The sequence below is a fragment of the Paenibacillus sp. P2(2022) genome, assembly GCF_029522175.1.
Classification (GTDB): domain Bacteria; phylum Bacillota; class Bacilli; order Paenibacillales; family Paenibacillaceae; genus Paenibacillus; species Paenibacillus polymyxa.
Genome location: NZ_JAKWFI010000012.1, coordinates 50,892 through 75,338, shown reverse-complemented (window position 1 = coordinate 75,338; position 24,447 = coordinate 50,892). Strand labels below are relative to the sequence as shown.

The following is a 24,447-nucleotide window of genomic DNA, read 5'->3' as shown; positions in this document are numbered from 1 at the left end:
TATATATCGTATAAACTCGGGCGCGACATTAGCTTTTTTCGGCAGATGCACTGTATTTTTTATTCATTCACTAGGGCGAGATAAGGTCATTTCCGGCACACGGAAGCTTACTGTCGTCCCTTGCATAGGATTGCTTTCAATCTCCAATCCTTCTCCATACATATGGATCAGACGGCGATGGATATTACGCAGCCCCACACTGGAGGATACATGCTCCTCCGACAGTAAGTGTCGCAGTCGCTCTGGCGGAATCCCTACGCCGTCATCGGTCACGCTGACCACAAAATCGGCTCCAGCCTCTTGTACAATCACCCGCACCGTTCCACCTGTGGCCCGCTGCATTACACCATGTCGTATTGCATTTTCCACAATGGGCTGAATGCTTAATGGCGGGATCAGCGACCGGATGTTCCTCCCTACCTCTATAGTCATCTGCAAACGTTCTTCAAAACGGGCTTTTTCCAATGCCACATACGATTCTACCAATTCCAGTTCCTTGCATAGCGGAACTGTATTCTCCCTGTTCTGAAAATCAAAGCTTCCCCGCAAATACTGGCTCAGCTCCATAAGCAGCTCCGCTGCTTTGTCCGGGTCTACCGCTACGGTCGAAACAATGACATTTAATGCATTGTACAGAAAGTGCGGCTTGATTTGTGCCTGTAAAAAGGCCATTTCCGAACGCACCGCTTCCTCTGCCGAATGGCGCATGTTCAGCAGGGTGCGCACACGCGCCTTTAATTCCTCAGCATCAACAGGCTTACGTAGAAAGTCATTGGCTCCAGCCATGAAGCCTGCACGGATATCGCCGGGCAGGTCGCGTGCCGTCAGCAGCAACACGGGTAGTTCGGAGAGAGAATACCGTTCGCGAATCCGTCGGCACAGCTCAATACCGGACATTTCTGGCATCATCCAGTCCGTAATGACTAGGTCAAATCGGGTACGGCTATTCAGCAGCTGAAGCGCCTCCTCAGCATGTTCCACAGCCACCACACTACAACCTGTGGTGTATAACAGCTCTTCCAACACCCGAAGGTTAACCTCATCATCATCTACAGCCAGCACTCTGTAAGGAACATTCCTCACTTGCTCCAATCCATCTTCTTCAAGCGGATTCACATCCTGACTCGAGGTCACACCAGGCTGCAATATAACCTCAGACAAAACATTTTTTTGAGCTTCATGTGCCGACGTACCAGTCTCCGCTAAGGGCAGTGTAAAATAAAAGGTCGAACCTTTACCCAATCTGGACTCTACTCGGATATGGCCTCCATGCAGCTCCACCAGACGACGGGTTATGCCTAACCCAAGCCCAGTTCCACTATATCCTTCGTCCTCAGCATTCGCCCCTCGGTTAAAAGGTTCAAAGATGTGCAAAAGATAGTCTGGGGCAATACCTGGTCCGGTATCCTTCACACTAATTTCCATTTCGCGGTTCCTGGTCTTGGCAGAGATTACGATTTCGCCTTCCTCCGTAAACTTCATCGCATTCCCCAATAAATTGTATAAGATCTGATTCAGGCGATGTTCATCTGCATCCACCTTAGGCAACGAATTAGGCCATTCTTTGACGAATTGGAGCTTTTTCTTACCTACCGAATGACCCAATACCTCCAGCACAGAGTTCACTGCAGCTTGTACGTTTACAGGCCGGCGGTTTAAGGCTAATCTTCCATTTTTCAAATTAGAAAAATCCAAAATATCGTTAATCAAATAGGAAAGCCTGCGCCCTACATTCGCAATCAAGACCAAATTGTGCTTTTGCGGCTCATTGAATTGTGTCCCATAGCGGTCTAGCATGGATTGAGCGATATTAATAATTCCATGTAGAGGAGTACGCAGCTCATGTGACGTGTTCGCCAGAAATTCGTCCTTTAACCCATCCAGGGTTAGCAAACGTCGTGATAGGTTCTCAACCTCCATGAACGAATGTACAAAACGTTTGGCCAGCAGCAGCGTTTGAGCCAATACGAATATGAGCATTTCATAGGCTGTTACCCCACGTACATCTCCCCATCCCAGAACATACACAAAACTGGTCACCACAATCATAAGAATGCTCATAATACTAATGACTAGCAGTGCAGCGTCGTCCGTCCGTTGAACAAGTCCACGAATTAGGATCAGTAATACATATCCCACACTGACTACACCAAAAAGAAGGATAAACGTTTCAAAGGATGAGAGTACCAGTGTAGGCAACAATAGCCCCATACCCAGCATCAGTGCGGTTGTAATACTATAGAGACGCAGCACGATCCGATTCATAACAATCTGTGTCGTAAGATGAACATACCGAATCAGAAAATAGTAGAACAGCGTCGAAGAGAACGATTGAATTTTCAATATCCATTCATAAGGCAAATCCGGCATTCCCCAGACTAGCAGCTTCTCTCCATGTGTCAGAATGTAAAATATTGCCGCGACGCAAAAGCATGCTAAGTAAAGCAAGGCCTTCTCTTTTTTACGTAAAAGGTACAGCATGATAAAAAATACAGTAGGGATAAAAAATCCTGCGACCAGTACGGTGTCCTCTGCCATCGCTACTTCCCGGCTATGCGTAATACTGGCATAATCACCAAACAGCAGCGGATAAATGATTCCCCCGGAGGAATAGCTATAATTAGCCACATGCACGATAATATCAGTCGCATGTCCATCTATTGCAGCAAATCCAACAAAGGGGGCGTTGCCCTGTTTGCCTTTTTCGGCCGAAACAGAGGGAATACCGCTTGCCCCCACCTCTGCTCCATCAATCCATACTCGGCTAGAGTTGCGAATGTTTTGCATATGGATGCCGTACAGATTTTCCAATTTTTCAGGTAAAAGTACACGAACATGGTAGGTACCATATCCAGTCGCCTGTCCCCCAGGCATCCACTGATTCCATCTACCAGGCACATCCACAATTTTGGCGGAAGATCCGGTGCCTGATCCCAATTTGGAGGAGTTTCGACGATTTCCCCAATCCTGATCTCGCGTTTCCTGAAAAGATGAAGGCTGCAAAAGCTGATTAGGATAAAACTCCCACTCTCCTCCCAACTGTACAGCGCCTTCCTTGTCGGGGTCCCAATTACGCAAATCAATAACACCGTTGTGAGCTTTCCAATGACTGTTTCCGGATAATACGCCCGACACTAACGGATACACCGGCAACGCAACCGCAAGCAGAAGTATAATAAAAAATAAAACACCCTGTTTTTTCATAAATCCCCCGCTCTTTTCAATAACGTCTATCTTTTTGTATCGGTTATTCTATCCAGCTACATTAGAAGCGTTGTCCATACAAAAAGGGACGCCCGCCGCAGATAAAATCTGTGCGGAATCGTCCCCTTCTATACATCCTTGTAGTTCCTAACTTTTCCTATTAAGGAATCAAACCGTCATCATTGCCACCGCCAGGAATCGACCCTGAACCGTCGCCGCTTCCTGTTCCGGTGCTATCGCTTGGCGATGTTGCTCCACCATTGCTGTCGCTGCTTCCTGTTCCGCTGCTATCGCTTGGCGATGTTGCTCCACCATTGCTGTCGCTGCTTCCTGTTCCGCTGCTATCGCTTGGCGGTGTTGCTCCACCATTGCTGTCGCTGCTTCCTGTTCCGGTGCTATCGCTTGGCGGTGTTGCTCCACCATTGCTGTCGCTGCTTCCTGTTCCGCTGCTATCGCTTGGCGGCGTTGCTCTACCATTGCTGTCGTCGCTTCCTGTTCCGCTGTTATCGCTCGGCGGCGTTGCTCCACCGCTGCTATCGCCGCTTCCTGTTCCGCTGCTATCGCTTGGCGGCGTTGCTCCACCACTACTTTGTTGCTGGCTGTCTATAAAATCTTTATACTCCTGAATCGCATCTTCCAGATTCATATAATTTTTCTTAACTTCCGGCATAGGATAATACGGGTCCAGACGATTGAATGCATCCACTACTCTGTGAAAGTAGACCGTCGTAGGATCTGTACCATTTACTGTAAGCAGATTGTTCGCAATGTTCTTGAGCTCTTGGATGTCAAGATCAGTTACGATCCATTTGGATTGGTAGTTTGAAATCGCCGTAATCAAATCTGTGTTAGCCTGATCTACCTGAAGCTGTGTAATATACGGAGTATTAAGCACAAGGTTTGCCTGATTAATTTGTCCTTGAAGTTCTACGTTATCTTGTTCGGTATAATGACGACCGAACGTCTGAACTTCATTATTAGCTATACTTATGTTGAAATTTAACAACATGGTATCCACTGCTATTGGTGCAGCATACTGGCTCTGTACCCGTTGCAGCTCCTCGTATACGGGAACAACGTCTTGCAATTCAAAGCTGGACATCCCCAAGAAGATGGAGGCATGCTCAGAAGCAAAAGACAGGGCTTGTTGGGCTTCAGCGCTTAACGCTCCTGAGTTTTGCAACAAAACTTCATTGATCGATGTCTGCATTTCAATGATTTCGTGTCTCAATTGTAGCCTTTTCTCGTTATATTTTTCAATATAGGTCTCTTTAGCCTGACTTAATTGGTTATAAGAGATCACCAATTGCTCCTCGGGAGTAAGCGGAAACATGAGTGCAAAGTGGGCTTGCATTGTTTGTTGATCTAAAAGCTGCATTTCCGTATTCAAGTAATTACGAGCCACAGGGTTAGACAGCAGCTTGAGTTGAACATCTTGAACCAACTGCTGTAGTTTTTCACGAGCTGTAGCAGGCACTGGCGCAGTGAATTCCGTAAGCCTTTGACTCAGCTCCATGTTCAAGTTCAATACATCCAGCTGCGTCATAGCGGTGTGCATCTTCTCTGTATATTCCTGAATGAGGTTGTCTAGTTCAGTATTTTGAGAACCACTCTGATCGTAGATAACCTGCGCTTCTTGTAAAGTATTTTTAAGCACTGAGAAGTCCGCTGCTTGCAGTGCCAGGAATGATTCTGTGGCACCTTCTATTTTTTGTGTCCATTCCTCCAACTGCTCAGTTGTAGATAATGGATTCAGATATACTTTTGATCCTTCCCTCACTATGGACTTGTAACGCGCTTTGTCCGTTTTCAAATTCTCCACACGATCCGTTACATCGAGAAAATGCAGATAGGCATCTCTGAGTTTTACTGATGCTTTGTATACCTTGATTACTCGATCCAAGCTTTCTACTTCCCGATCCACAATATTCTGAGGCGCATTCCCTTCCAACACATTGTTGCCAAATCGAATCGCTTGACTTAGTGAGTCATCCCAGAGAGGCGGAAATTCGTCACCAATCATTCGGTTTTGTTCAAGGGTAGTCGAAGCTAACTGAATCAGTCTAGTTAATTCCTGTGTTCCAATCACCGGTTCTGTGGCTGAGGCTGTGTACACAGAAACGTCCTGTTTCAATGTGCTGAGCGCTTGATCTACTTCTACTTGTGTAGCTGCTGTATTGTTTAGTACCAGCATAGCTTGATGGATGGCTATGGACAGGTTTTCCTTCGCTCCGGCTGGGTAAAGTGCTTGATCCGTTCCACCCTCGCCTGCACGCTCCAGCAGTTCTTTGGCTGCATGGACTTCTGTCTCCAGCCGACTGCGGTCTACGCTGATAATGTCACTGTTGTGTTTTTTCTTATCTTTGCTGTCTGTATCCGTGACAACCGCTCCAGTAGAGGACGATTTCGTCGTACCATTCACGAGACTAACAGCTTCTTTCATCGCATTATAGTTGATAATAACATCCTGTGGCTGTTTTTGTTCCGGCAGGTTAAGCTGGCTGATTGCTGCTCCCTTAGCCAACGTAATAAAAGGAACGCCCACATATTGAGATGCATCCAGCAAACCAATACTACCGTTAACCAACAGCTTGCCAAGTCCCTGTTGCAATGAAACACGACTAATCGCGGCATTACCTTCGGTCACGATCGATGCATCATTTTTCAGCGTCAAGTTGTCAATCTTTGTCGTCCCAGTTGCTGTCAATTGTGCATCTTGAGAGCCAAGCTCAACACCAGACCATGTCGTATTTTCCAAAATGGCTGATACCGGCTGGGTACCTGAGCCTTTGATTTCTAATACGCCTGTGGAGGACATGTTTTTCAAGGTTACCGAACCATTGACGATTAGGCGTCCATCAAAAGACACACCCTTACCGTCAAATACGCCACCGTCTGCGTTAATTTCCAGCTTATTTACACCTGTGAGTGTACGCAAATTACGGTTAAGATCGATTTTTGCCCCTTTTAATACCGCTTTATTATTTTCACCGAACAAACCTTGCAAAGATCCTTCCAGCTGGTAAGGGATATTTCCGATTCGAACCGTATTGCCCTCTGATTTCACTTCTCCTACTGGATGATCCAACAGGCTAACAAATACTTCGGCACCACTCTCCCGGTTCAACGGATTTTTCAAATCTGTTGCAGAAGCATCCTCTGATAATAGACCATAATTGCGAGCTACCTGAACTGCATTTTGCTGTGCGTCCGCATTACCTGCATCCTGCAAGTCCATTGCGCGTACTAGCGATACGATCAGTTCTTCCTTGGTAATGGCATCCCCCGGACGGAACAGTTCTCCGTTGCCTGTCATATACCCGGCTGCACGTACAGCCTCAATATAGGGAGCACCCCATGCATCCGAGGATACGTCCATAAAAGAAGTTTGCGGCTGATTGTTAACTTCCAACTGGAACAGACTGCACAAAATCTTAGCCGCTTCGGCGCGGGTCAAATTCTTTTGTGCCATAAAATCGCCCTGATTACCACCTGTCATCAAACCCAAAGTGCGAGCTTGTGCTACAAATCCAGTTTCACTTTGCGTATCTGCTGTCGCTGCATAAGCAGTCTGGGCGCCGCCCATCCAAGGCAGAGATACAATGGAGCCTGAAGCAATCCCCAGCACCATTGCAGATGCAATCCATTTATTTCGATTTACAAGTTTCAATATTTTCACTCCTAGACGCTATTTATTGGCATATATCCTGTTATATCAAAGGCTTTAGTCATGTTTAGTTCTACGATTTATGCAACCAAGGAACTATGCTAAAAGAATTATACGAAACCCCACTGAACCGATTCTGAACAATTAGACCTATACAACGTGTTTCGTAGAATATTGCTTGACTTGGAGCTAACTACACATGGCCTAATATGCTTGTATTCATTTAATTTATTGCTGCGAATGGTTATTTAGACAGAACTAGCGAGGATGGGTGAGACGGTGGAAAATGACTATGACCGTTCTAATATAAGAAATGACAAGAACGCCCTATCCATTGATATAGGGCGTTCTTGATCAGAAATGAAGAGGTGAAATCTAAATATTTGCAATTTGCTCATAATGAGCGAGGATGCTCTTGGATAATGGAATGATGCTAAAACCTAACATGCCAACTACATATGTTGAATATCCGTTTTGTTCATTAACCCCTGCGTGCTTTGCGAGAGAGCAGGTTGCCCAAGGATTGAACCCCTTGTACAAACACGACTAGAATGACGACGGTTATGAGCATAACCAGCGTATCAAAACGTTGATAGCCATACGCTATCGCCAGATCGCCAATGCCGCCGCCGCCGACCGCACCAGCCATAGCCGTTGCACCAATCAGTCCAATGGCGGCTGTCGTTAACGACAAAATCAGAGAACTGAATGCCTCGGGCAGCAAAAAGTATCGAATGACCTGAAACGGAGTTGCTCCCATCGCATCTGCTGCCTCCAATATCCCCGGATTGACCTCCAACAGCGAATTTTCGACCAGCCTACCGATATAGGGTGCTATATAAATAATTAAGGGGACAATCGCCGCACTGGTCCCAATGGATGTATGCACAATTAGACGGGTTAACGGAATGATCGCGATCAGCAAAATAATAAACGGTAAGGAACGAACAATGTTAATGATCGGATTCAAAATACTGTATAGCCATTTGTTCTCCAAAATTCCGCCTGGACGGGTGACGACGAGTAAAATACCGATAGGGATACCAATTAGAGCGCCAATAAATAATGATATGCTGACCATGAGCACGGATTCATACAAAGCTTCCCACAGTTGATCCCAAGTTATCGTGGTACCTGTAATCATCATAGACTCTCCACCTCCTGAATATGAACTCCTTTGCTCTTGATAAAATCAACAGCCTGCTGAACGGCATGCTGCTCACCGCGCAATTGAAGTGTCATATAGCCAATCGTCGTTTCTTGAATCTCCGTCATGTTGGCAAACAAAATGTTCACATGGATATCGTGCTTCCGAATCAATTCATGAACCACTGGGTCGGAAGCTGCCTGTCCGATAAATTCCAGCTTGTAAATGCGTTGCGATTCTTGTTGCTCGAACGTTTGCAGCACACTATCCGGCACCTGATCGTGAATAACTGTGCGTACAAAGCTTTGCGTCGTTGGATGCTTCGGCTGTCCGAATACCTCCAGCACGTTGCCCTGCTCAATGATTTCTCCCTTTTCCATGACGGCCACCTTATTGCAAATCCGCTGAATCACCGACATTTCATGGGTAATGATCAAGATGGTGATCTTGTATTCCTTGTTGATTTTGCGAAGCAAATCAAGAATAGACTGCGTGGTCTGCGGATCAAGTGCCGAGGTTGCCTCATCACAGAGCAAAATGGACGGGTTGCTCGCAAGCGCCCGCGCAATCCCGACACGCTGCTTTTGCCCGCCGGAAAGCTCGCTGGGATAGCTATTTGCCTTATCCGATAATCCTGTGAATGCCAGCAACTCTGTTACACGCCTCTCAATTTCCCGCTTGTTGCGCTTGAGCAACACCAATGGAATGGCAATGTTTTCGAATACTGTTTTCGATTCCAGCAGATTAAAATGCTGAAAAATCATTCCGATCTTTTTCCTTACTTTTCGCAGCCCGGAGGTCGAATAGGCATTTAAGCTCTCCCCTTCGACAAGAACCTCACCAGTCGTTACTTTCTCCAGACGATTGACCAAACGGATAAGCGTACTTTTCCCTGCACCACTAAATCCGATAAAACCAAAGATATCTCCTTTATCTACTGTGATATTTATATTCTTTAACGCTTGAATGCTTAAGCCTTTTCTTACATAGGTTTTGGATACATTCCTAAGTTCAATCATAGCTCCTAACTCCTTCCGCTCCATCAAGTATGTAAGATCTCTCTGAGTTGATTTCTTTCCTATGGCATGAATACTCGAATTAAATCCGAGTATTTTAGTAAGTTTTATAGAGTATACTACTTCGATTTTATATTGATGTCAATATGTGTTTTAAGTTTGGTGCAAGCATTTCTTTCTTTGCATAAATGAACATGATATTGCAGATGGTATGGAATATGCCGAAGTATACACATCTTACCCGAACCGGGGCGGAAGCGGAGGAACATAGATGAAGCGAATATTGACCTTGTGGCTATGCATTGCAATGATGGGAATGTCCACAGTTATAGGAGAATCGGCATCAGCTACCCAAGCTGTGGACGGACAAGCGTATCATTTTGGGTTTAAAAAAAGCAAGGGAGGCGAGCTGCCCTCCATCGCACAAGAAGGCTTTATGCACCTGATTGAAAGACAAGGCGGCATCTTTTTGGGGGATACGACTAAGAAAGAATTATTTCTTACTTTCGACAACGGTTACGAAAATGGATATACCCCCAAGGTACTGGATGTATTGAAAGCGAAAAAGGTTCCGGCCGCCTTCTTTGTTACTGGGCATTTTGTAAAAGACCAACCAGATTTGATGCGCCGCATGGCGAGTGAAGGTCATATTATTGGAAACCATTCATGGAGTCATCCTGATATGAGCACCATCTCTTCGGCAGAGATTCGATCTGAGCTGGATCGGGTACGAACTGCATCTGCAGAGCTGACCGGGCAAAAGGAAATGAAATATGTCCGACCACCGCGCGGCATTTTTAATGAAAAAGCATTGGCATCCTGTCGAGAAGCCGGATATACGAGTGTGTTCTGGTCGGTAGCCTACAAGGATTGGGACACGAATATTCAGCGAGGAACGGACTATGCCTATCGCCAAGTCATGCAGCAGCTCCACCCTGGAGCGGTCATTTTACTCCATTCTGTATCCAAGGATAATGCCGAGGCACTTGGCTCGATCATTGACGAGGCTCGTAAGCAAGGATATGAGTTCAAAAGCCTGGATGACCTTAAAGTTAAGCATTATCACTAAAAATAGCTCTAACTTAATGACTTAATACCGTCATCAGCCCGATCCACATCTGCTCTAGCAGACAGTGTGAATCGGGCTTTTTAGTTTACGAATAAGGAAGGTCATGGATATAATGACGTAAGAAACGATTTGGAGAGCACTTTTTTGGAGGTACATCTATTATGCACTTTGTATTTGATTTGGATGGGACGATCTGCTTCAAGGGGCAGTGTGTGTCGGATAAGATTGCAGGCTGTTTGGAACAGTTAACTCAAGCGGGACATGAAGTCATTTTTGCCTCGGCACGACCAATCCGCGACATGCTGCCTGTACTTCCTGAACGCTTTCACAACTATACCCTGATTGGCGGTAACGGCTCAATGATCTCCCAAAATGGCAGTGTAAAATACGTAGAGTCCTTTCTTCCGGAAGTACAGAATGCTCTGCTCTCACTGCTGGAGGAACACCAAGCTACCTACTTGATTGACAGTGAGTGGGATTATGCTTATACAGGCGCAGCTGATCATCCCATACTCAACAATGTGGATGTTAGCAAGTTGGCACAAAAGCTGCCTTTGGCGTCCCTGAAATCTATTGTAAAAATACTCATTTTAACTGCTGACGATATGGAAGGCTTGGCTGCTAAGCTTCTACCGCTGGGTGTGGTCATTCATCAACACCGCAATGAACAGGTACTGGACATTAGCCCCCAGAATATCCATAAATGGAACGCGCTTCAGAAGCTAGGTGTGCAGCCTCGTCGATTTATCGCCTTTGGTAATGATGCAAATGATATTCCAATGTTCAAAGAGGCACACCATGCCGTCATGATTCACCATCATGCTGAACTGGCTGCCTACGCGACTGAATCTATTCCTAATGAGGGAGAAAATCAAGAAGAACGGATTATCGCCAAAATACGTGAATTGGCTGAAACAGTAACTATTTAGTCCAACGCTAAGGAAGGGGAGGCTCCTCTATGAGCCTCCCCTTCTTTTATCATCTTAAGGATAACGAACATTTATTTTAAGGTTAACTTATACACTCTAGCTTCGTAAGGGCGCAGCTTCAAAGCGTGCAAATTTTCTCCTTTTACCGGTTCATAGTTGGAGAGAAGCAGCCCCGCCTTGGCGATAGGAAACTCCTCACCGTCGGGCCAGTGGAACACTGGATCACGGTCAAAGAAATTCAGAATGACTAGCAAACGCTCTTGTCCCAGCATGCGCGCAAATACATACAGTTCTGTATCAAGTGGCAACAATAGCTTGTATTCGCCATAGACTATGACCTCATGTTGTTTGCGCAGAGCAATCAACTTGCGATAATAGTGATAAATCGAGTTCGGATTATTTCTTTCCGCCTCTGCATTAATGTGCGTGTAGTTATCATTAATTTTCATCCACGGCTCTCCATCGGTAAATCCGGCTGCAGGTCCGGCATTCCACTGCATGGGAGTGCGTGCATTATCCCGACTTTTTCGCCAGATCGCGGCCATAATCTGCTCCTCCGGCTCACCGATCTTTCGTTGCTGCTCATAATAATTCAATGTTTCTACGTCCCGGTAATCATCAATCGAAGGGAAGGCAATATTCGTCATCCCAATCTCTTCACCCTGATAAATATAAGGCGTACCCTCAAGCATATGTGTGAAGGTTGCCAGCATTTTGGCGGATTCCACACGGTATTGCCCATCATTCCCAAATCGAGAAAGAGCCCGCGGTTGGTCGTGATTATTAAGATAATTGGCATTCCATCCTTCCTGATGAAGCACCGTCTGCCAACTACTCATTATTTTTTTCAGTTCCACCAGCGTCCACGACTTGTACTTCCATTTTTCCGTTCCTAACCCTTGGGCATCAATAAACATGTGCTCAAACTGGAACACCATATTCAGCTCATGCCGCTGATCTCCCACATAATCCAGTGCCTGCTCTGGCCCTAAACCGGACGTTTCACCAACCGTCATTAAGGGATAACGCTCCAGTACCTTTTCGTTCAGCATCCGTAGAAGTACATGTACCTGTTCAAGGTTGGAAAAGAGCTGATAGGCACGCACCAAGGTTTGTTTGTCAGGATTATGCGCATCCGGCAGTCCTTCGGCTTTGACAATATGGGCAATAGCGTCAAAGCGGAAGCCATCGACTCCCTTTTTTAACCACCATTCCACCATACGATAGAGTTCACCCACCATCTCTTCATTTTCCCAGTTCAGATCCGGCTGATGCTCGGAATATAGATGCATGTAATATTCGTCTGTAAGCTTGTCATATTTCCATACAGAACCGGAGAAATACGATTCCCAGTTGTTCGGATATCCGCCATTTTTGCCTGTTCGCCATATGTAGTAGTCCCGCTTCGGATTATCCTTGGACGAGCGTGACTCCGTGAACCACGGGTGCTCATCCGACGTATGGTTTAATACCAAATCCATCATAATTTTGATACCTCGTTCATGCGCCTGATGAAGGAGTTCATCAAAATCCTCCATCGTTCCAAACTCATCCATAATGGCATAATAATCGCTAATATCATATCCGTTATCATGATTGGGCGACTTATATATCGGGCAAATCCAGATCACATCAATACCCAGCTCAGACAGATAATCCAGCCGAGACAAAATGCCGCGCAGGTCCCCTTTTCCGTCTCCGTCAGAATCCTGAAAACTGATCGGGTATATCTGATAAACAACAGCTTCCTTCCACCATATTTTTTTAGGCATGTTTCCCTCCTGTATCTTCTCTGTACATCCAATAGCTTATGCTCTTAACATACACGCAATACCTGTATGCGAATCGTCGGTGCAGGGAAATGAGGGACTTGTAAGCTTGCTTAGGTACACAAGCAGAGCTGCTATAGCCTACGATATGTTTTTTTAATTTTTTTTTTGAAAAACAGGTTGTATACATGGACTTGGCGTTACCTATATTTATGAACTACCCATATACTTGAACCAAAAGCGGTGCCATTCTTGAATTTAGGGAGGAATTGATATGAACTTTCGGCCCAAGGAGCCAAAGGATTTAATTGTGGAGTCAGCTGTGATCCCGCCCGACATCCATGTGGATGTGGAGTCAGCCACTGAGGGGGGAACACGCCGCCTGATGCTTAGTGATAACCCGGAGACGCTTACCCACGTGACGGTACCTACCGAGCAAGCCACTTTGTGGCATGATGTGGTTCGCACCACCACCCGGACAGTCAAGCACCGAATTTTCGGCTGGCATTATAACAAAATCGGCAGCCCTGTTAAACTGGGGATCACCATAGAGAATAAAAGCACGGCCCGCCTGGAAGTACGCCATATTGAACGTGCCCTGGAGATTGTACCTGAGGATGGCAACTGGATTATTGATGTCGGGCAATCTATTGCCAAAAGCTGTTTGGCGGGTACGATGAAACGTCTGAAGCCAGTAGACCGTCACAAATTCGGCAGAGGCACCGCCTTGCTGGAGGAATTTGAGCTACCCGAAGGATCACTGGCCGGATTCGTCTATGACCTCACGGTAGAATATGCCGAAGGCCACGGTACGCTGGACTATGTGATTCGCACCGTAGTCAGCAAAGATACGCAGACTGATCTGCGCGAGATTCATGAGGATGCGCTCCCTCCTGTACCCCCTCCACAGGCGCATCCACGGGGCGTATGGTCCTTTTCTGAAACAAATGCGCGTATGCCGGAGTATGTAGTAGGAGAAAGCGCCAACTACCGAGCATGTGCCACTAAGAAACTGAACGGCGAAACTCCTGCCGATCTACTGTTTACAGGGGAACGCAGCGAGCTGGGGCCTGCGCTTGATAATCGCGGACAATTCGGAACAATATATAACGCAACCATTCCTATCGTTAATCACAGTAGTGAGGTACGTACCGTACGAATCTACGCTAATCCACGTGGAGGTGCATTCGCCGGGTCTGTACGCGTAGATGGTCATGTATACGGTATCCCCTTGCTACAAGATAATACCAAGGTATGCCGACTGACTGACATCCGCGTCCCGCCTGGCCAGTCGAGCTATTCTCTTAGCTTCATGGTTGCAGGTAGCGCGACTACTCCGCTGGGTCTATACGTGATCACACTATAATCGTAATAACATTAGATGGACATATGGGTCGCCTCAATAGTGCAAAGAATATAATTAAAATGTAATTGTTCTAAAAAAATTAAATAACCCGGTGACCATAGATCATCGGGTTATTTGTGTCGATTTCTTTATAGAATACGCTATTTCAGATTACACTACTCTACTAAGTATAAAATTGGATGGTGGAGTAGGCTCCGGCTTACCAAACAAATAACCCTGGGCTAGCGACACACCTGCATCACGACAAAATTCAAAATCCTCCATTTGCTCTACACCTTCAGCCAACACCTGACCACCAAAACGAAAAGCGGATTCTACTATCCCAGTAATTTGGCGTTTTTGATCACTGTTACTGTGACAGCCATCAATTATACTGCGGTCAATTTTAACATAATCGGGCTGGAGGCAATTCATAAGCTCTGTCGTAGAATAGCCTGCCCCTACATCGTCCAGTGCCACCGAAACTCCCCGTGTACGATATTGTTCAAAGATTTGATGCAAAAAATTCAGGTCGTCTATTTCTTCCGTCTCTACGACCTCAAACACAAAATCCTCCGTATTCATGGATAACCGATCAATTGTCTCAAAGGTGTGATTCAAGCAATAAGCCGGATTATAAATAGTTGAAGGGAGAAAGTTAATAAATCGTTTAATTCCCGTCGGAAGGCATGTCGCACTTTTTTCAATGGCGGAAATACGAGCCGAGCGATCCAAATGAGCATGCAAGCCAGCTTCACGAGCAACTTCAAACAATCGGAAAGGCTGAAAAGACTTATCGGGCTGTGATGGACGCAGCAAAAACTCAAAGCCGATGATATTCAGCTTGTAGTCAACAATAGGCTGCATATGGCTGGTAAAGTTTTGATTCTTAATAATACTCACCAGATCCGGATGTTGCAGTCGAGCTTGCAATTGACTAAATAAAAGCCAGTCCTCAAATCCCTCAACATGTTGCAAACCAGTCACCACAACTTGCATTCGGTCCAAGCACTCCTGCGGCAGACGAGCCAGTCCGTTAACTAGCTGTTCCAACTGTGAACGGCTGTCGTAGCGAAACACGATGTTATCCTCACACCAATATTCTGGTTTCATTTGTTCCGATAGCATACCCAAGCCCTCTAATGCTGGAGTAAGCGACACCCTAGAATGCCTAATTTTCAGCAATCCTTGATCCTTAATAGGTAATATGATGCTGCAATTGCTGCAAGTCATAATGGTCCTCCTCGGAACAATTTCCCGGTTTTTTCACCATTATATCACAAACAATTAGAACAAAAGTACTATATAATTACGTGTTTTGACAAAAAATAAGCTTATTCCGAACAACAACTTAGGACTTAAGTACATATTCGACAAAAACAAAGCCTTTTTACACTCATAATAAACACGGTACTGTTGTATTGGGCATCAAAAAAAGCAGCAAATCTCTTATTTAAAGAGACTTACTGCTTCATTCTGTTATGGAGTGGAGACTAAAATCCCAAGTTACTTGGACGCCTTTGGCTTCGTTGTTTTAGCCGGTTTTGCAGCCGCAGGTTTAGTCGTTTTGACAGCTGGCTTCGCGGTTGCTTTCGCAGGTGCCGCAGCTTCCTTCACAGAGGTCGTTGCTGCACTAGGCTTAGCGCCAGCTTTCAAGCTGTATTTGGCAAACCCGTCTGCCGCGCTGCTCAAGTATGAAATTTGTTGATTTCCGGCCAGCACGTCTTTGGCATCAGGAGAGGACTCAAAAGTAACCTTGGCCTGACCAAAAGGAGCAATAGACCAGTTGCCGTCCGCTGACGGATTAATCGTTCCGTTCGTACGGATATAATCAACAACGACTTGGCGACTTTCATCTGGTGCTGCCATCACAATACGTTTGCCATCTGGGTTGGCCAGTTTGGAGGAGGAAGCACGATAGTTATTGGTCGCAACAATAAATTTCTGTGCAGGATCAATAGCCTTCCCGTTGTATTGCAGATCCTTGATACGATGGGCTGAAGAATCAATAATAGTTCCCTTGGCATCATATCGTGCAGGCTGAGTTACATCAATCTGGTAATTCACACCGTCAATCACATCAAAATTGTAGGTTGGGAAATCTTTGTTAATCAGCGATTGTTCCTCAGTTTTGCTAGGATCAATGCGGTTGAACTGACCCGCAGACCACTCCAGCCACTCCTGAATTTCAGCACCAGTAACTTCTACAGCATGAACCGTGTTCGGGTACACATACAGATCGGACACGTTTTTAATCGCTATTGTACCTTCAGGAATGTTGGTATAATACTCGGCACCGTTGCGACCACCGGCTTTGAATGGAGCGCCTGCCGATAATACGGGAAGATTTTCGTATTCGGTTCCTTTAAGATGGTTTTGAACATACCATTTCTGTGCATTTGTCACAATTTGAATGGACGGGTCATCCTGTACTAATGCAAAATAGCTGGTAATCGGTGCAGTCGTTGTTCCGACAGGTTGACGAACATAATCCAGCGTTCCTTGATGCTCTCCTTTGATCGCATCAATCAGTTTAAATTCAGGAGTAAACTGCACAGACTGATTGGTAGTACTCACAACTGAACGCACTTTAGACTGAGAGTCGATTACGTTCCATTCATTCTTTTTCTTTTCCAGGGTCAGGTCAATAACGCCTAAATCTTTGCCCCATGAAGAAGCTTCTACAGCTGGTACGCCATTAATAGTACCTTTATCCAGATCTACCCCGCTCATATCTTTAAAATCAGGGCCTGGGAAAGATTTGTGAGCATGCCCAAACAGAATCGCGTTAATCCCGTCTACCTGGCTCAAATATTTAACGGCATTCTCCATCATTGGCGTTTGCGGCACATCCTCATAGCCTGTATGTGCAAGCACGACAATAATGTCAGCCCCTTCTGTTTTCATTTGTGGAATAAACTTTTTGGCTGTTTCCACAATATCCTTTGTAACGACCTTATCCTTCAAATTAGCTTCATCCCACTGCATAATTTGAGGTGTTACTAGACCGATGACACCCACTCTGAGTGTATGCTCTTCGCCCTTCTCATCCGTTACTGTTTTATCAAGAATCTGATAAGGGGTAAAATAATTTTTAGTAGCTTGCCCCCCTTTATCAACATAAACGTTCGCATTTACGTAAGGAAAATCAGCACCCTTGAGCGATTTATCCAGGAAGTCGAGACCATAGTTGAATTCGTGGTTGCCGACAGTAGCCGCATCATAGCCCATCAAGTTCATCATCTTGTAGACCGGATGGACACCGCCTTCTTTCTCAAAGGTTTTGTTGCGGGCCATATAATCGTCTAATGGATTGCCCTGTAGCAAATCACCGTTATCGAACAACATGCTGTTTCTCGCTTCACTACGAGCCTGTTGGATTAGTCCGGCTGTGTTAATCAAGCCATATTCGTTGGTTTCTTTGTCCGAATAATAATCATAATTCATCAGCGCCCCATGAATATCTGTTGTTTCCATGATCCGCAGATTCACCGTAGCTTCATCGTGGGATTTGTTAGCTGCCCAGGATGGAGCGGCTGAAAACACCAGCAGGCTACAAGTTACAACTGCCGCTGTAAACCCTTTAAACCAATTTTTACGAAATAACAAAATATACCCCTCCTCATTAAGGTGTATGCCTCATATACATACTTTTGCACATATATGTAAGCTTTGAACCCACCATTCCTATTTTAATCCAACGCCAGACAAAAGAGTAGTCATTTGCTTAGAATATTTATGAAAAAATAATTATTTTGCGTATAAAAAAAGCCAGTAAATCTCCTGAAAAAGTTGGAAATTTACTGGCTTGTCCGTTTATATTGTTTCTATTTCGTCCACACCTGGCGCTCCGTTTGTTGACCCACGTACTCAATACGAGTCGGATTGACGTCTAAGATGACATAATCGGGATCATCTGGTCCGGAAAACCATTTTTTCAGAGAATCATTCCACACTTGTTTGCGTAACCCCTCATCAGCTGTAATCTGGACGGTAGCCTCCACTTCCAAGACTTCCTTCGTGCCACCCACTTCATAGCCCAGCAGCAGATAAGCATTCGGATTGTCCTTTAGCTCATCCACTTTATGTGTTTTGCGATCCGTCGCCAGATGAATGTTCATTCCATCGTTAAAAAGGGCCATATAGCGTACTTTCGGTTTTCCGCCCTCTACCGTACCTAACGAGCAAAATTTGTTGTTATCCAAAGCCTTCACAATGGCTTGTTCCAGCTGACTGCGATCCAGTGTCTCCGTTTTACCCACAGTACAACAACTCCTTTTTACGAATTAGAATTCTATAGGGCTATGCCACTTGGCACCAGCTCTCCTAAACATACAGTGTAGCTGTTCTAAAAATAACATGACCAAACAGATCTGAATGATTCATGTTCATTTTCAGATCAAAGCTCACAGTAAAAGTGTACCCTGTCGTTCGGCAAATGAACCGTGAGCGCTTCCTCAAAGCTGGACAGCCCCGCTTTCAAGGCATATAATCGTCGTAGTAAACCCGAATAAACGAACCCATTAAACCATACAATGCCAGGGGTGCTGGAATCGGCCGGCTGAGAGTGTGTCCCAAGACACTGACCCTTACAACCTGATCTGGGTAATGCCAGCGTAGGAATGCTTAAGCAAGATGTGCCTTTTATTAAAACAGGACATCCCTTACTTTGGTATATACAAGCGCAAGCGTCCCGGATCTCGGGACGCTTTTTTTGTTGAAGATAAAGTTGTTGGAAAGATTGCTTCCGGCAGATGTGATTTTTGTGAAAATGGGGAATATAAACTGTCTGATTGGACGGATAACGGGTAATTAAAAAGGAGAGAACACAACGATGAAGCGCATGAAAATGTTAAGCCTGGGTCTGATCAGTCTGTGGCTCATGGCTATGACTCTGACCGCTTGCGGCGGCAATCCCCCTACATCTCAAAAGGAGGTTCCTGCTGCCGACACTTCAACGTCTACCTCGGCAAAGGGGCTCAAAGATGTTAAAGTGGTGCTCGACTGGACACCCAATACGAATCACACGGGACTCTATGTCGCCAAGGACAAAGGATTTTACGAAAAAGCAGGCTTAAATGTCCAAATTGTTCAACCTGGTTCAGGGGGAGCCGACCAAATGGTTGCTTCGAATGCTGCACCTTTTGGTATCAGCTATCAAGAAGGCGTCACTCAGGCTCGCATCCAAGGCGTACCGCTCGTATCCATCGCTGCGGTGATTCAGCATAACACCTCTGGCTTCGCAGCTCCGGTAGACCGCGGAATTAAAAGCCCGAAAGATTTCGAGGGTAAAAGCTACGGCGGCTGGGGTTCTCCTGTAGAAGAAGCGGTCATGAAATCCATCATGGATTCAGACCAAGGTGATGTGAGCAAAGTGAAAATCGTCAATATGGGCAATGCAGACTATTTTACAGCCGTGAAGCGGGATATTGACTTTGCCTGGATTTTCTACGCATGGACCGGGATTGAGGCCGAGCTTCGAGGCGAGCCCTTGGATATGCTGTATGTAAAAGATTATTCCAAAAGTCTCGATTACTATACACCTGTAATTGTGAGCAATGAACAGACGATAAAAAACGATCCTGACCTAGTCAAAGCGTTCATGGACGCTACTGCACAAGGCTATGAATACACTATCGCCCATCCAGAAGAAGCGGCGAATATCTTAACTAAAGTTGTGCCAGAGCTGGACAAAAAACTGGTACTTGCTAGCCAAAAATGGCTAAGCCCGCGTTATCAGGACGATGCCACGCAATGGGGCTTACAAAAAGCAGAGGTATGGCAAAACTACTCGGATTGGATGTATGAACGCAAGCTGCTCAGCAAACCTTTGGAAGTCGATAAGGCCTTCACAAACGACTTCTTGCCCAAGCGTTGATCATTTTGTTAAATCGCTAAATAAGACTGGACTAGAGAAGTGAACGAAGCGCCACTACGCGGACGGATGATGCTTCCCATCGCCACCGCCCCCCGGATTTCTCGTATAAAGCCCTCAGCAGGGTAGAAATCCGGGGACAAAAGCGACCGTTTTGCTTGTACAGCACCATTCCGTCCAATTCGTTCTCGTTCCACTTGGTTTATTTCTCTAATCTCATAGTATCTAAGCGCAAAAACAGGTGCGCTTATGTAGAAAATACCGTACAAAATACTGTACAACCTAGCTTTAAAACTAAGTGGCTTTTAAGGCGGTTGGTAGCGGAGCGGTTCATTTGAATCTGAAGAAGCGAAGCGGTCTCCCCACCTTAAACCACCATATCTTTTTTACTAACACTCCAATAAAGGACAGGTGAAATTCACATGGCTAATACACTGCTCAGCATTCAAGTAATCCCTAAAACACCTAATAACGAAGACTCTTACCCCTATGTAGACAAGGCGATTGAGGTCATCCAGCGTTCCGGTGTCAAACATCAGGTGAATCCATTGGATACGACCATGGAGGGCGAGCTCGACGAGTTGCTGAAAGTGGTTAAAGAAATGCACGAGGCTTTGACGGAAGCTGGAAGTCCCAGCGTCATTTCACAGATCAAAATTGCACATAACCCACAGGGCATCAGCATGAGCAAGCTGACCGAGAAGTATCGCCCATGAATCCGAAAGGCAAGAACGCATCCTGGTGGAAAAGCGTATGGCCGCCCCTTGTGGCGGTCCTCTTCTTTTTAGCGGCTTGGCAGGGAGCGGTTTCCTATTTACATATTGAATCCTGGCTGCTGCCAGCTCCATCCCTAATCGTACAAGAGGGTATGGCGCAGTCGGCGTTGTTTGGTGCCCATACATGGGCTACGATTCGCCTGACGCTTGCGGGATTTGCTATAGGGACAGCAACAGGACTGCTGATCGCCATCGTTCTCCATACGATTCCTTTTCTCAAATCTGCTCTGTACCCGCTCCTGATCCTTAGCCAAAACATTCCGATCATTGCCCTCGGTCCGTTGCTCATGGTATGGTTCGGTTTTGGCGTGCTGCCCAAGCTTATGGTCATTACATTAGTATGCTTTTTTCCCGTGGCTGTAGCAGCCATGGACGGGCTGACACGGACAGACCGTATGATGATGAACTACATGCGGATGTCGGGTGCAAGCCGCAGGGCTATTTTTATGAAGCTGGAGCTGCCACACTCCCTGCCACAAGTCTTCTCTGGCGTTAAAATCGCTGCTACCTACAGTGTGATGGGCGCGATTATTGCCGAATGGATTGGGGCCAGTGAAGGAATTGGATATTATATGTTGCTGCAAAAATCTGCCTATCGTACGGATCTCATTTTTGCCGCTATCGGTATTATTGTTACACTCAGCTTACTGATATTTGTCGTTATTCTACTACTGGAGAAATGGTTGGTGCGCTGGAAACCCGATCAAGAATAGCCTCCACATATTGCATTAAAGCATTAATGAAAGGACGTGGCACATATGAGTCTGCATCCGACGGACTTGACATCACCACCTGTGGCTGATGAACAGCAACAAGCCGGAGAACCGCAGGTAATGACACCTGCTCCTCCTGCTTTGGAATTGGACGGGATCAGCCTCGCCTTCCGGGAAAAGCGAAGCTCACTGCCTGTACTACAGGATGTATCCCTTACCGTTAAGCCAGGCGAATTTGTCTCCCTCATTGGTCCGTCAGGCAGTGGCAAAAGTACGCTGTTTCACATCATCGGCGGGCTGCTCAAGCCGCAGCAGGGACGTATTCGTATGCATGGACAGGACGTGACTGGTGAACGCGGTCATATTAGCTATATGCCACAGCAGCCCGCCCTTTTCCCGTGGCGCACCACGCTGGACAACATACTACTCGGGCAGGAAAATGCACCGCGAAAGGATGCAGTAGCGGACTCCCGATACGTCAGCGAACGTGAACGGCGCAAAGAAGCCTTGCAATGGCTTGAGCAGGTTGGGCTGGGCAAGTTCGCGAAGGCGTATCCGCATACGCTGTCTGGTGGCATGCAGCAGCGAGCGGCCTTTCTTCGCGCCCTGCTTAGCCCGCAGGAGCTAATGCTGCTGGATGAGCCGTTCAGCGCACTCGATGCGTTGACACGCGCAGATATGCAGCAATGGTTATTGCGGATGTGGGAGAAGAACCGCCGCTCTGTGCTGTTCATTACCCACAGCATTGAAGAAGCGCTGTTGCTCTCCGACCGCATTTATGTGCTGTCGGCGCGACCTGCTTCAGTGATGCATGTCGTAGACGTTCCTTTTCCTCGCCCGCGTAGGGAAGAAATCACCCTCGATCCACGCTTTATGGAATGGAAGCGGACAATGACTGGCTGGATGCGTGAGGAAAAGCACAAACTGGACGGCGATATGGACACCGCTGAAAGTGTCCGTAAAAACACCTCTGACGGCGGGGTAAACCATTATGAATGATCGGAATGTGCACTCTGCATTGAGATTGAACGCGACAGCAACTGTTCCCTTAATCGACGCACACATTCATGTAGACAGCTACCCACCTGAACAACAGGAGCTATTGCTCGCTTCGCTTGTCGACAACCATGTAGAAGCCATCGTAGCTGTGTCCATGCATCTAGCTTCCAGTCAAGCCAACTTGCGCCTGGCTGAGCGTTGGCCCAGGCTAGTACGTCCAGCCTTCGGCTTTCATCCAGAACAGGCTCTGCCATCACAAGCCGAGCTTGACCTGTTGTTCCACTGGATGGACGAACATGTACACCAGATGGTCGCGGTGGGTGAAGTCGGCTTGCCCTATTACAATCGGCTGGAGGCCTCACGCAACGGAGATGCTTTTTACCTCGCTCCCTACATAGTGCTACTGGAGCGTTTTATCCAGTTTGCAAGCAAGCATAGCAAGCCCATCGTGCTGCACGCCGTTTATGAAGATGCAGACATGGCCTGCGACCTGTTGGAACGTCACGGCGTTACGCAGGCGCATTTTCACTGGTTCAAGGGCTCTGCCGCCACGACCGAACGTATGGCCCGTAATGGCTATTATGTGTCCTTCACACCGGATCTCCTGTACGAAGAAGAAATCCGCAGTTTGGCAAGACAGTATCCGTCTGATCAGGTCATGGCAGAGACAGACGGTCCATGGCCATTCGAGGGCCCTTTTACCGGACAGCAGACACATCCACGGATGACTGCCGAGGTCATTCGCGAGTATAGCAAGCTGACCGGTCAAGATGAAGCTACTGTCCGTCAATTGTTTTATGATAATACGAGCCGCTTTTACTCCCTGTCCAATTCATAAAGGCATATCAGCTATTTACTAAAAGGCTCACAACCATAACTTGTAGTCAAAGCAAAGAACCTCCTTATATACACGAAACTTTATCATGCGTAATTAAGGAGGTTCTTGTAATTTTACATACACGTGTTGCTCAAATGCAGCTCATCCATTGCAACGTTTTTTGACGTTGCTCCACTTTATTGCTTCAAGAAACCCTTCTGTTCCAAAAATGGCTTCAACTGCAAACGCGCTGGCTCAGTCAATCTCGTCGCCATTTGCTCAGACCAAGGTGTAGAGCGTTGACCGCCCGTACGTTCCTTCAGATATTCAGCTGATGTATGGTCGTATACCTCTACAGCTTTCATCGTCTGATTTTTATCGTAACCGTTCATATGCAACACACCGGACAGTGGAAGACGTGGACGCAAGCCCGTTTCCTGATCCGGTACACCAATGCACATACCGAACACTGGATATACCAGCTCTGGTAACCCTAACAACTCGGATACCTCTGCTATTTTAGTACGAATGCCCCCGATGTAAACGATGCCCAAGCCGAGTGATTCAGCGGCCACTGCTGCATTTTGTGCAGCTAACGCGGCATCAATGGTTGCAACCGTATAATTTTCGACGGACCCTTCGTAGGAAGGCTGGCCTGGCTGATGATGAATCGTCACCTGCTTCAAACGATACAGGTCTGCGCACCACACCAGAAATGTAGGGCATTGCTCAACATAAGCCTGCCCTCCTGCCAACTCGGCCAGTTTTGTTTTTAAGGAAGGCTCGGTAACGGCAATAACGGTATATGCTTGCACATTGCTGGACGAGGATGCCATTTGGCCAGCTGCCACAATAGCTGCGAGCTGCTCGTCGGTAATGGGGTCTGACTTGAATTTTCGCACAGACCGATGGTTCATCAACAAGGAAATCGTATCATTCATGACGGCTTCACTCCTAATCCATAATATAAGCTCTTTATCTGCTTCAAGCTGTGAGTACACGAAAAGGTTCTTGCATACTTGCATGGCACTCCTACAAATATTATGAAACTTTCGCTGATGATAAGCAACCTGACGCAATGAAAGATGGCACCATGGATTAGACAAATGAAAAACTTAGCA

At 46.4% G+C, this 24,447-nt stretch carries 18 protein-coding genes and 1 riboswitch; of the genes, 8 read left to right on the top strand and 10 right to left on the bottom strand.

Annotated elements, in window-relative coordinates; translation table 11 throughout:
- Nucleotides 1-63 precede the first annotated feature (63 nt).
- From MMB75_RS23690 to MMB75_RS23675, 4 genes are all read right to left on the bottom strand, one after another.
- On the bottom strand, nt 64-3,204 hold the full coding sequence (locus tag MMB75_RS23690) for a hybrid sensor histidine kinase/response regulator (RefSeq protein ID WP_019685942.1): 3,141 nt from the start codon (nt 3,202-3,204) through the stop codon (nt 64-66).
- 160 nt (nt 3,205-3,364) lie between these two features.
- On the bottom strand, nt 3,365-6,874 hold the full coding sequence (locus tag MMB75_RS23685; protein ID WP_186290452.1) for an S-layer homology domain-containing protein: 3,510 nt from the start codon (nt 6,872-6,874) through the stop codon (nt 3,365-3,367).
- A 478-nt stretch (nt 6,875-7,352) separates the two neighbouring features.
- Nucleotides 7,353-8,018, bottom strand: a complete 666-nt coding sequence (locus MMB75_RS23680) for a methionine ABC transporter permease (protein ID WP_016818825.1) — start codon at nt 8,016-8,018, stop codon at nt 7,353-7,355.
- Nucleotides 8,015-9,037 carry a methionine ABC transporter ATP-binding protein gene (locus tag MMB75_RS23675; RefSeq protein ID WP_016818826.1) on the bottom strand — a complete coding sequence of 341 codons (1,023 nt, stop codon included), beginning with the start codon at nt 9,035-9,037 and terminating at the stop codon, nt 8,015-8,017. Before MMB75_RS23675 ends, MMB75_RS23680 begins: the two co-directional genes overlap by 4 nt.
- A 268-nt stretch (nt 9,038-9,305) precedes the next feature.
- Between MMB75_RS23675 and pdaA the strand changes: the two genes are divergently transcribed.
- A complete protein-coding gene (pdaA, locus tag MMB75_RS23670) occupies nt 9,306-10,103 on the top strand; it encodes a delta-lactam-biosynthetic de-N-acetylase (RefSeq protein ID WP_045245249.1) in 798 nt (265 codons plus the stop codon).
- Between the two features lie 161 nt (nt 10,104-10,264).
- Nucleotides 10,265-11,032: an HAD-IIB family hydrolase gene (locus MMB75_RS23665; protein WP_031462707.1), complete on the top strand. Its 768-nt coding sequence runs from the start codon at nt 10,265-10,267 to the stop codon at nt 11,030-11,032.
- Between the two features lie 71 nt (nt 11,033-11,103).
- On the opposite strand, the gene MMB75_RS23660 is transcribed toward MMB75_RS23665, so the two are convergent.
- The gene (locus MMB75_RS23660) at nt 11,104-12,804 is read right to left on the bottom strand and encodes a glycoside hydrolase family 13 protein (RefSeq protein WP_045245248.1); all 1,701 of its coding nucleotides are present in this window, start codon (nt 12,802-12,804) and stop codon (nt 11,104-11,106) included.
- 271 nt (nt 12,805-13,075) lie between these two features.
- On the opposite strand from MMB75_RS23660, the gene MMB75_RS23655 reads away from it, so the two are divergent.
- A complete protein-coding gene (locus MMB75_RS23655) occupies nt 13,076-14,167 on the top strand; it encodes a hypothetical protein (RefSeq protein ID WP_045245247.1) in 1,092 nt (363 codons plus the stop codon).
- A 150-nt stretch (nt 14,168-14,317) separates the two neighbouring features.
- Here the strand turns inward: MMB75_RS23655 and MMB75_RS23650 are convergent, their stop codons facing one another.
- From MMB75_RS23650 to MMB75_RS23640, 3 genes are all read right to left on the bottom strand, one after another.
- Nucleotides 14,318-15,379, bottom strand: coding sequence for an EAL domain-containing protein (locus tag MMB75_RS23650; protein ID WP_044787778.1), 1,062 nt, complete (start codon nt 15,377-15,379; stop codon nt 14,318-14,320).
- A gap of 273 nt (nt 15,380-15,652) precedes the next feature.
- Nucleotides 15,653-17,755 (bottom strand): bifunctional 2',3'-cyclic-nucleotide 2'-phosphodiesterase/3'-nucleotidase, encoded by a 2,103-nt coding sequence (locus tag MMB75_RS23645; protein ID WP_045245246.1) that lies wholly within the window; start codon nt 17,753-17,755, stop codon nt 15,653-15,655.
- Between the two features lie 218 nt (nt 17,756-17,973).
- On the bottom strand, nt 17,974-18,408 hold the full coding sequence (locus MMB75_RS23640) for a pyridoxamine 5'-phosphate oxidase family protein (protein ID WP_016818833.1): 435 nt from the start codon (nt 18,406-18,408) through the stop codon (nt 17,974-17,976).
- Nucleotides 18,409-18,676: 268 nt separating this feature from the next.
- A riboswitch (TPP riboswitch) is annotated at nt 18,677-18,786 on the top strand.
- 194 nt (nt 18,787-18,980) lie between these two features.
- On the opposite strand from MMB75_RS23640, the gene MMB75_RS23635 reads away from it, so the two are divergent.
- Nucleotides 18,981-20,024 (top strand): ABC transporter substrate-binding protein, encoded by a 1,044-nt coding sequence (locus MMB75_RS23635; RefSeq protein ID WP_045245245.1) that lies wholly within the window; start codon nt 18,981-18,983, stop codon nt 20,022-20,024.
- Nucleotides 20,025-20,032: 8 nt separating this feature from the next.
- Here MMB75_RS23635 and MMB75_RS23630 read toward each other — a convergent pair whose 3' ends face one another.
- Nucleotides 20,033-20,218: a hypothetical protein gene (locus MMB75_RS23630; RefSeq protein ID WP_155399777.1), complete on the bottom strand. Its 186-nt coding sequence runs from the start codon at nt 20,216-20,218 to the stop codon at nt 20,033-20,035.
- A gap of 225 nt (nt 20,219-20,443) precedes the next feature.
- Between MMB75_RS23630 and MMB75_RS23625 the strand changes: the two genes are divergently transcribed.
- Genes MMB75_RS23625 through MMB75_RS23610 form a run of 4 tightly spaced genes read left to right on the top strand, consistent with a single transcriptional unit; the run spans nt 20,444 to nt 23,347 of the window.
- Nucleotides 20,444-20,737 (top strand): MTH1187 family thiamine-binding protein, encoded by a 294-nt coding sequence (locus MMB75_RS23625; RefSeq protein ID WP_031462702.1) that lies wholly within the window; start codon nt 20,444-20,446, stop codon nt 20,735-20,737.
- Nucleotides 20,734-21,510: an ABC transporter permease gene (locus tag MMB75_RS23620; RefSeq protein WP_031462701.1), complete on the top strand. Its 777-nt coding sequence runs from the start codon at nt 20,734-20,736 to the stop codon at nt 21,508-21,510. Before MMB75_RS23625 ends, MMB75_RS23620 begins: the two co-directional genes overlap by 4 nt.
- 45 nt (nt 21,511-21,555) lie before the next feature.
- Nucleotides 21,556-22,509, top strand: a complete 954-nt coding sequence (locus MMB75_RS23615) for an ABC transporter ATP-binding protein (RefSeq protein WP_016818837.1) — start codon at nt 21,556-21,558, stop codon at nt 22,507-22,509.
- Nucleotides 22,502-23,347: a TatD family hydrolase gene (locus MMB75_RS23610; protein ID WP_031462700.1), complete on the top strand. Its 846-nt coding sequence runs from the start codon at nt 22,502-22,504 to the stop codon at nt 23,345-23,347. Before MMB75_RS23615 ends, MMB75_RS23610 begins: the two co-directional genes overlap by 8 nt.
- Nucleotides 23,348-23,523: 176 nt before the next feature.
- Here MMB75_RS23610 and nfsA read toward each other — a convergent pair whose 3' ends face one another.
- Nucleotides 23,524-24,267 carry an oxygen-insensitive NADPH nitroreductase gene (gene nfsA, locus MMB75_RS23605; RefSeq protein ID WP_013369076.1) on the bottom strand — a complete coding sequence of 248 codons (744 nt, stop codon included), beginning with the start codon at nt 24,265-24,267 and terminating at the stop codon, nt 23,524-23,526.
- Between the last annotated feature and the right edge of the window lie 180 nt (nt 24,268-24,447).

What these genes read in the sequence shown, in the direction of transcription:
- MMB75_RS23675 (WP_016818826.1), bottom strand. Translation starts at nt 9,037, where the DNA reads ATGATTGAACTTAGGAATGTATCCAAAACCTATGTAAGAAAAGGCTTA.
- MMB75_RS23610 (WP_031462700.1), top strand. Translation starts at nt 22,502, where the DNA reads ATGAATGATCGGAATGTGCACTCTGCATTGAGATTGAACGCGACAGCA.
- pdaA (WP_045245249.1), top strand. Translation starts at nt 9,306, where the DNA reads ATGAAGCGAATATTGACCTTGTGGCTATGCATTGCAATGATGGGAATG.
- MMB75_RS23615 (WP_016818837.1), top strand. Translation starts at nt 21,556, where the DNA reads ATGAGTCTGCATCCGACGGACTTGACATCACCACCTGTGGCTGATGAA.
- MMB75_RS23680 (WP_016818825.1), bottom strand. Translation starts at nt 8,018, where the DNA reads ATGATGATTACAGGTACCACGATAACTTGGGATCAACTGTGGGAAGCT.
- MMB75_RS23665 (WP_031462707.1), top strand. Translation starts at nt 10,265, where the DNA reads ATGCACTTTGTATTTGATTTGGATGGGACGATCTGCTTCAAGGGGCAG.
- MMB75_RS23660 (WP_045245248.1), bottom strand. Translation starts at nt 12,804, where the DNA reads ATGCCTAAAAAAATATGGTGGAAGGAAGCTGTTGTTTATCAGATATAC.
- MMB75_RS23625 (WP_031462702.1), top strand. Translation starts at nt 20,444, where the DNA reads ATGGCTAATACACTGCTCAGCATTCAAGTAATCCCTAAAACACCTAAT.
- MMB75_RS23635 (WP_045245245.1), top strand. Translation starts at nt 18,981, where the DNA reads ATGAAGCGCATGAAAATGTTAAGCCTGGGTCTGATCAGTCTGTGGCTC.
- MMB75_RS23620 (WP_031462701.1), top strand. Translation starts at nt 20,734, where the DNA reads ATGAATCCGAAAGGCAAGAACGCATCCTGGTGGAAAAGCGTATGGCCG.
- MMB75_RS23690 (WP_019685942.1), bottom strand. Translation starts at nt 3,204, where the DNA reads ATGAAAAAACAGGGTGTTTTATTTTTTATTATACTTCTGCTTGCGGTT.
- MMB75_RS23650 (WP_044787778.1), bottom strand. Translation starts at nt 15,379, where the DNA reads ATGACTTGCAGCAATTGCAGCATCATATTACCTATTAAGGATCAAGGA.
- MMB75_RS23655 (WP_045245247.1), top strand. Translation starts at nt 13,076, where the DNA reads ATGAACTTTCGGCCCAAGGAGCCAAAGGATTTAATTGTGGAGTCAGCT.
- nfsA (WP_013369076.1), bottom strand. Translation starts at nt 24,267, where the DNA reads ATGAATGATACGATTTCCTTGTTGATGAACCATCGGTCTGTGCGAAAA.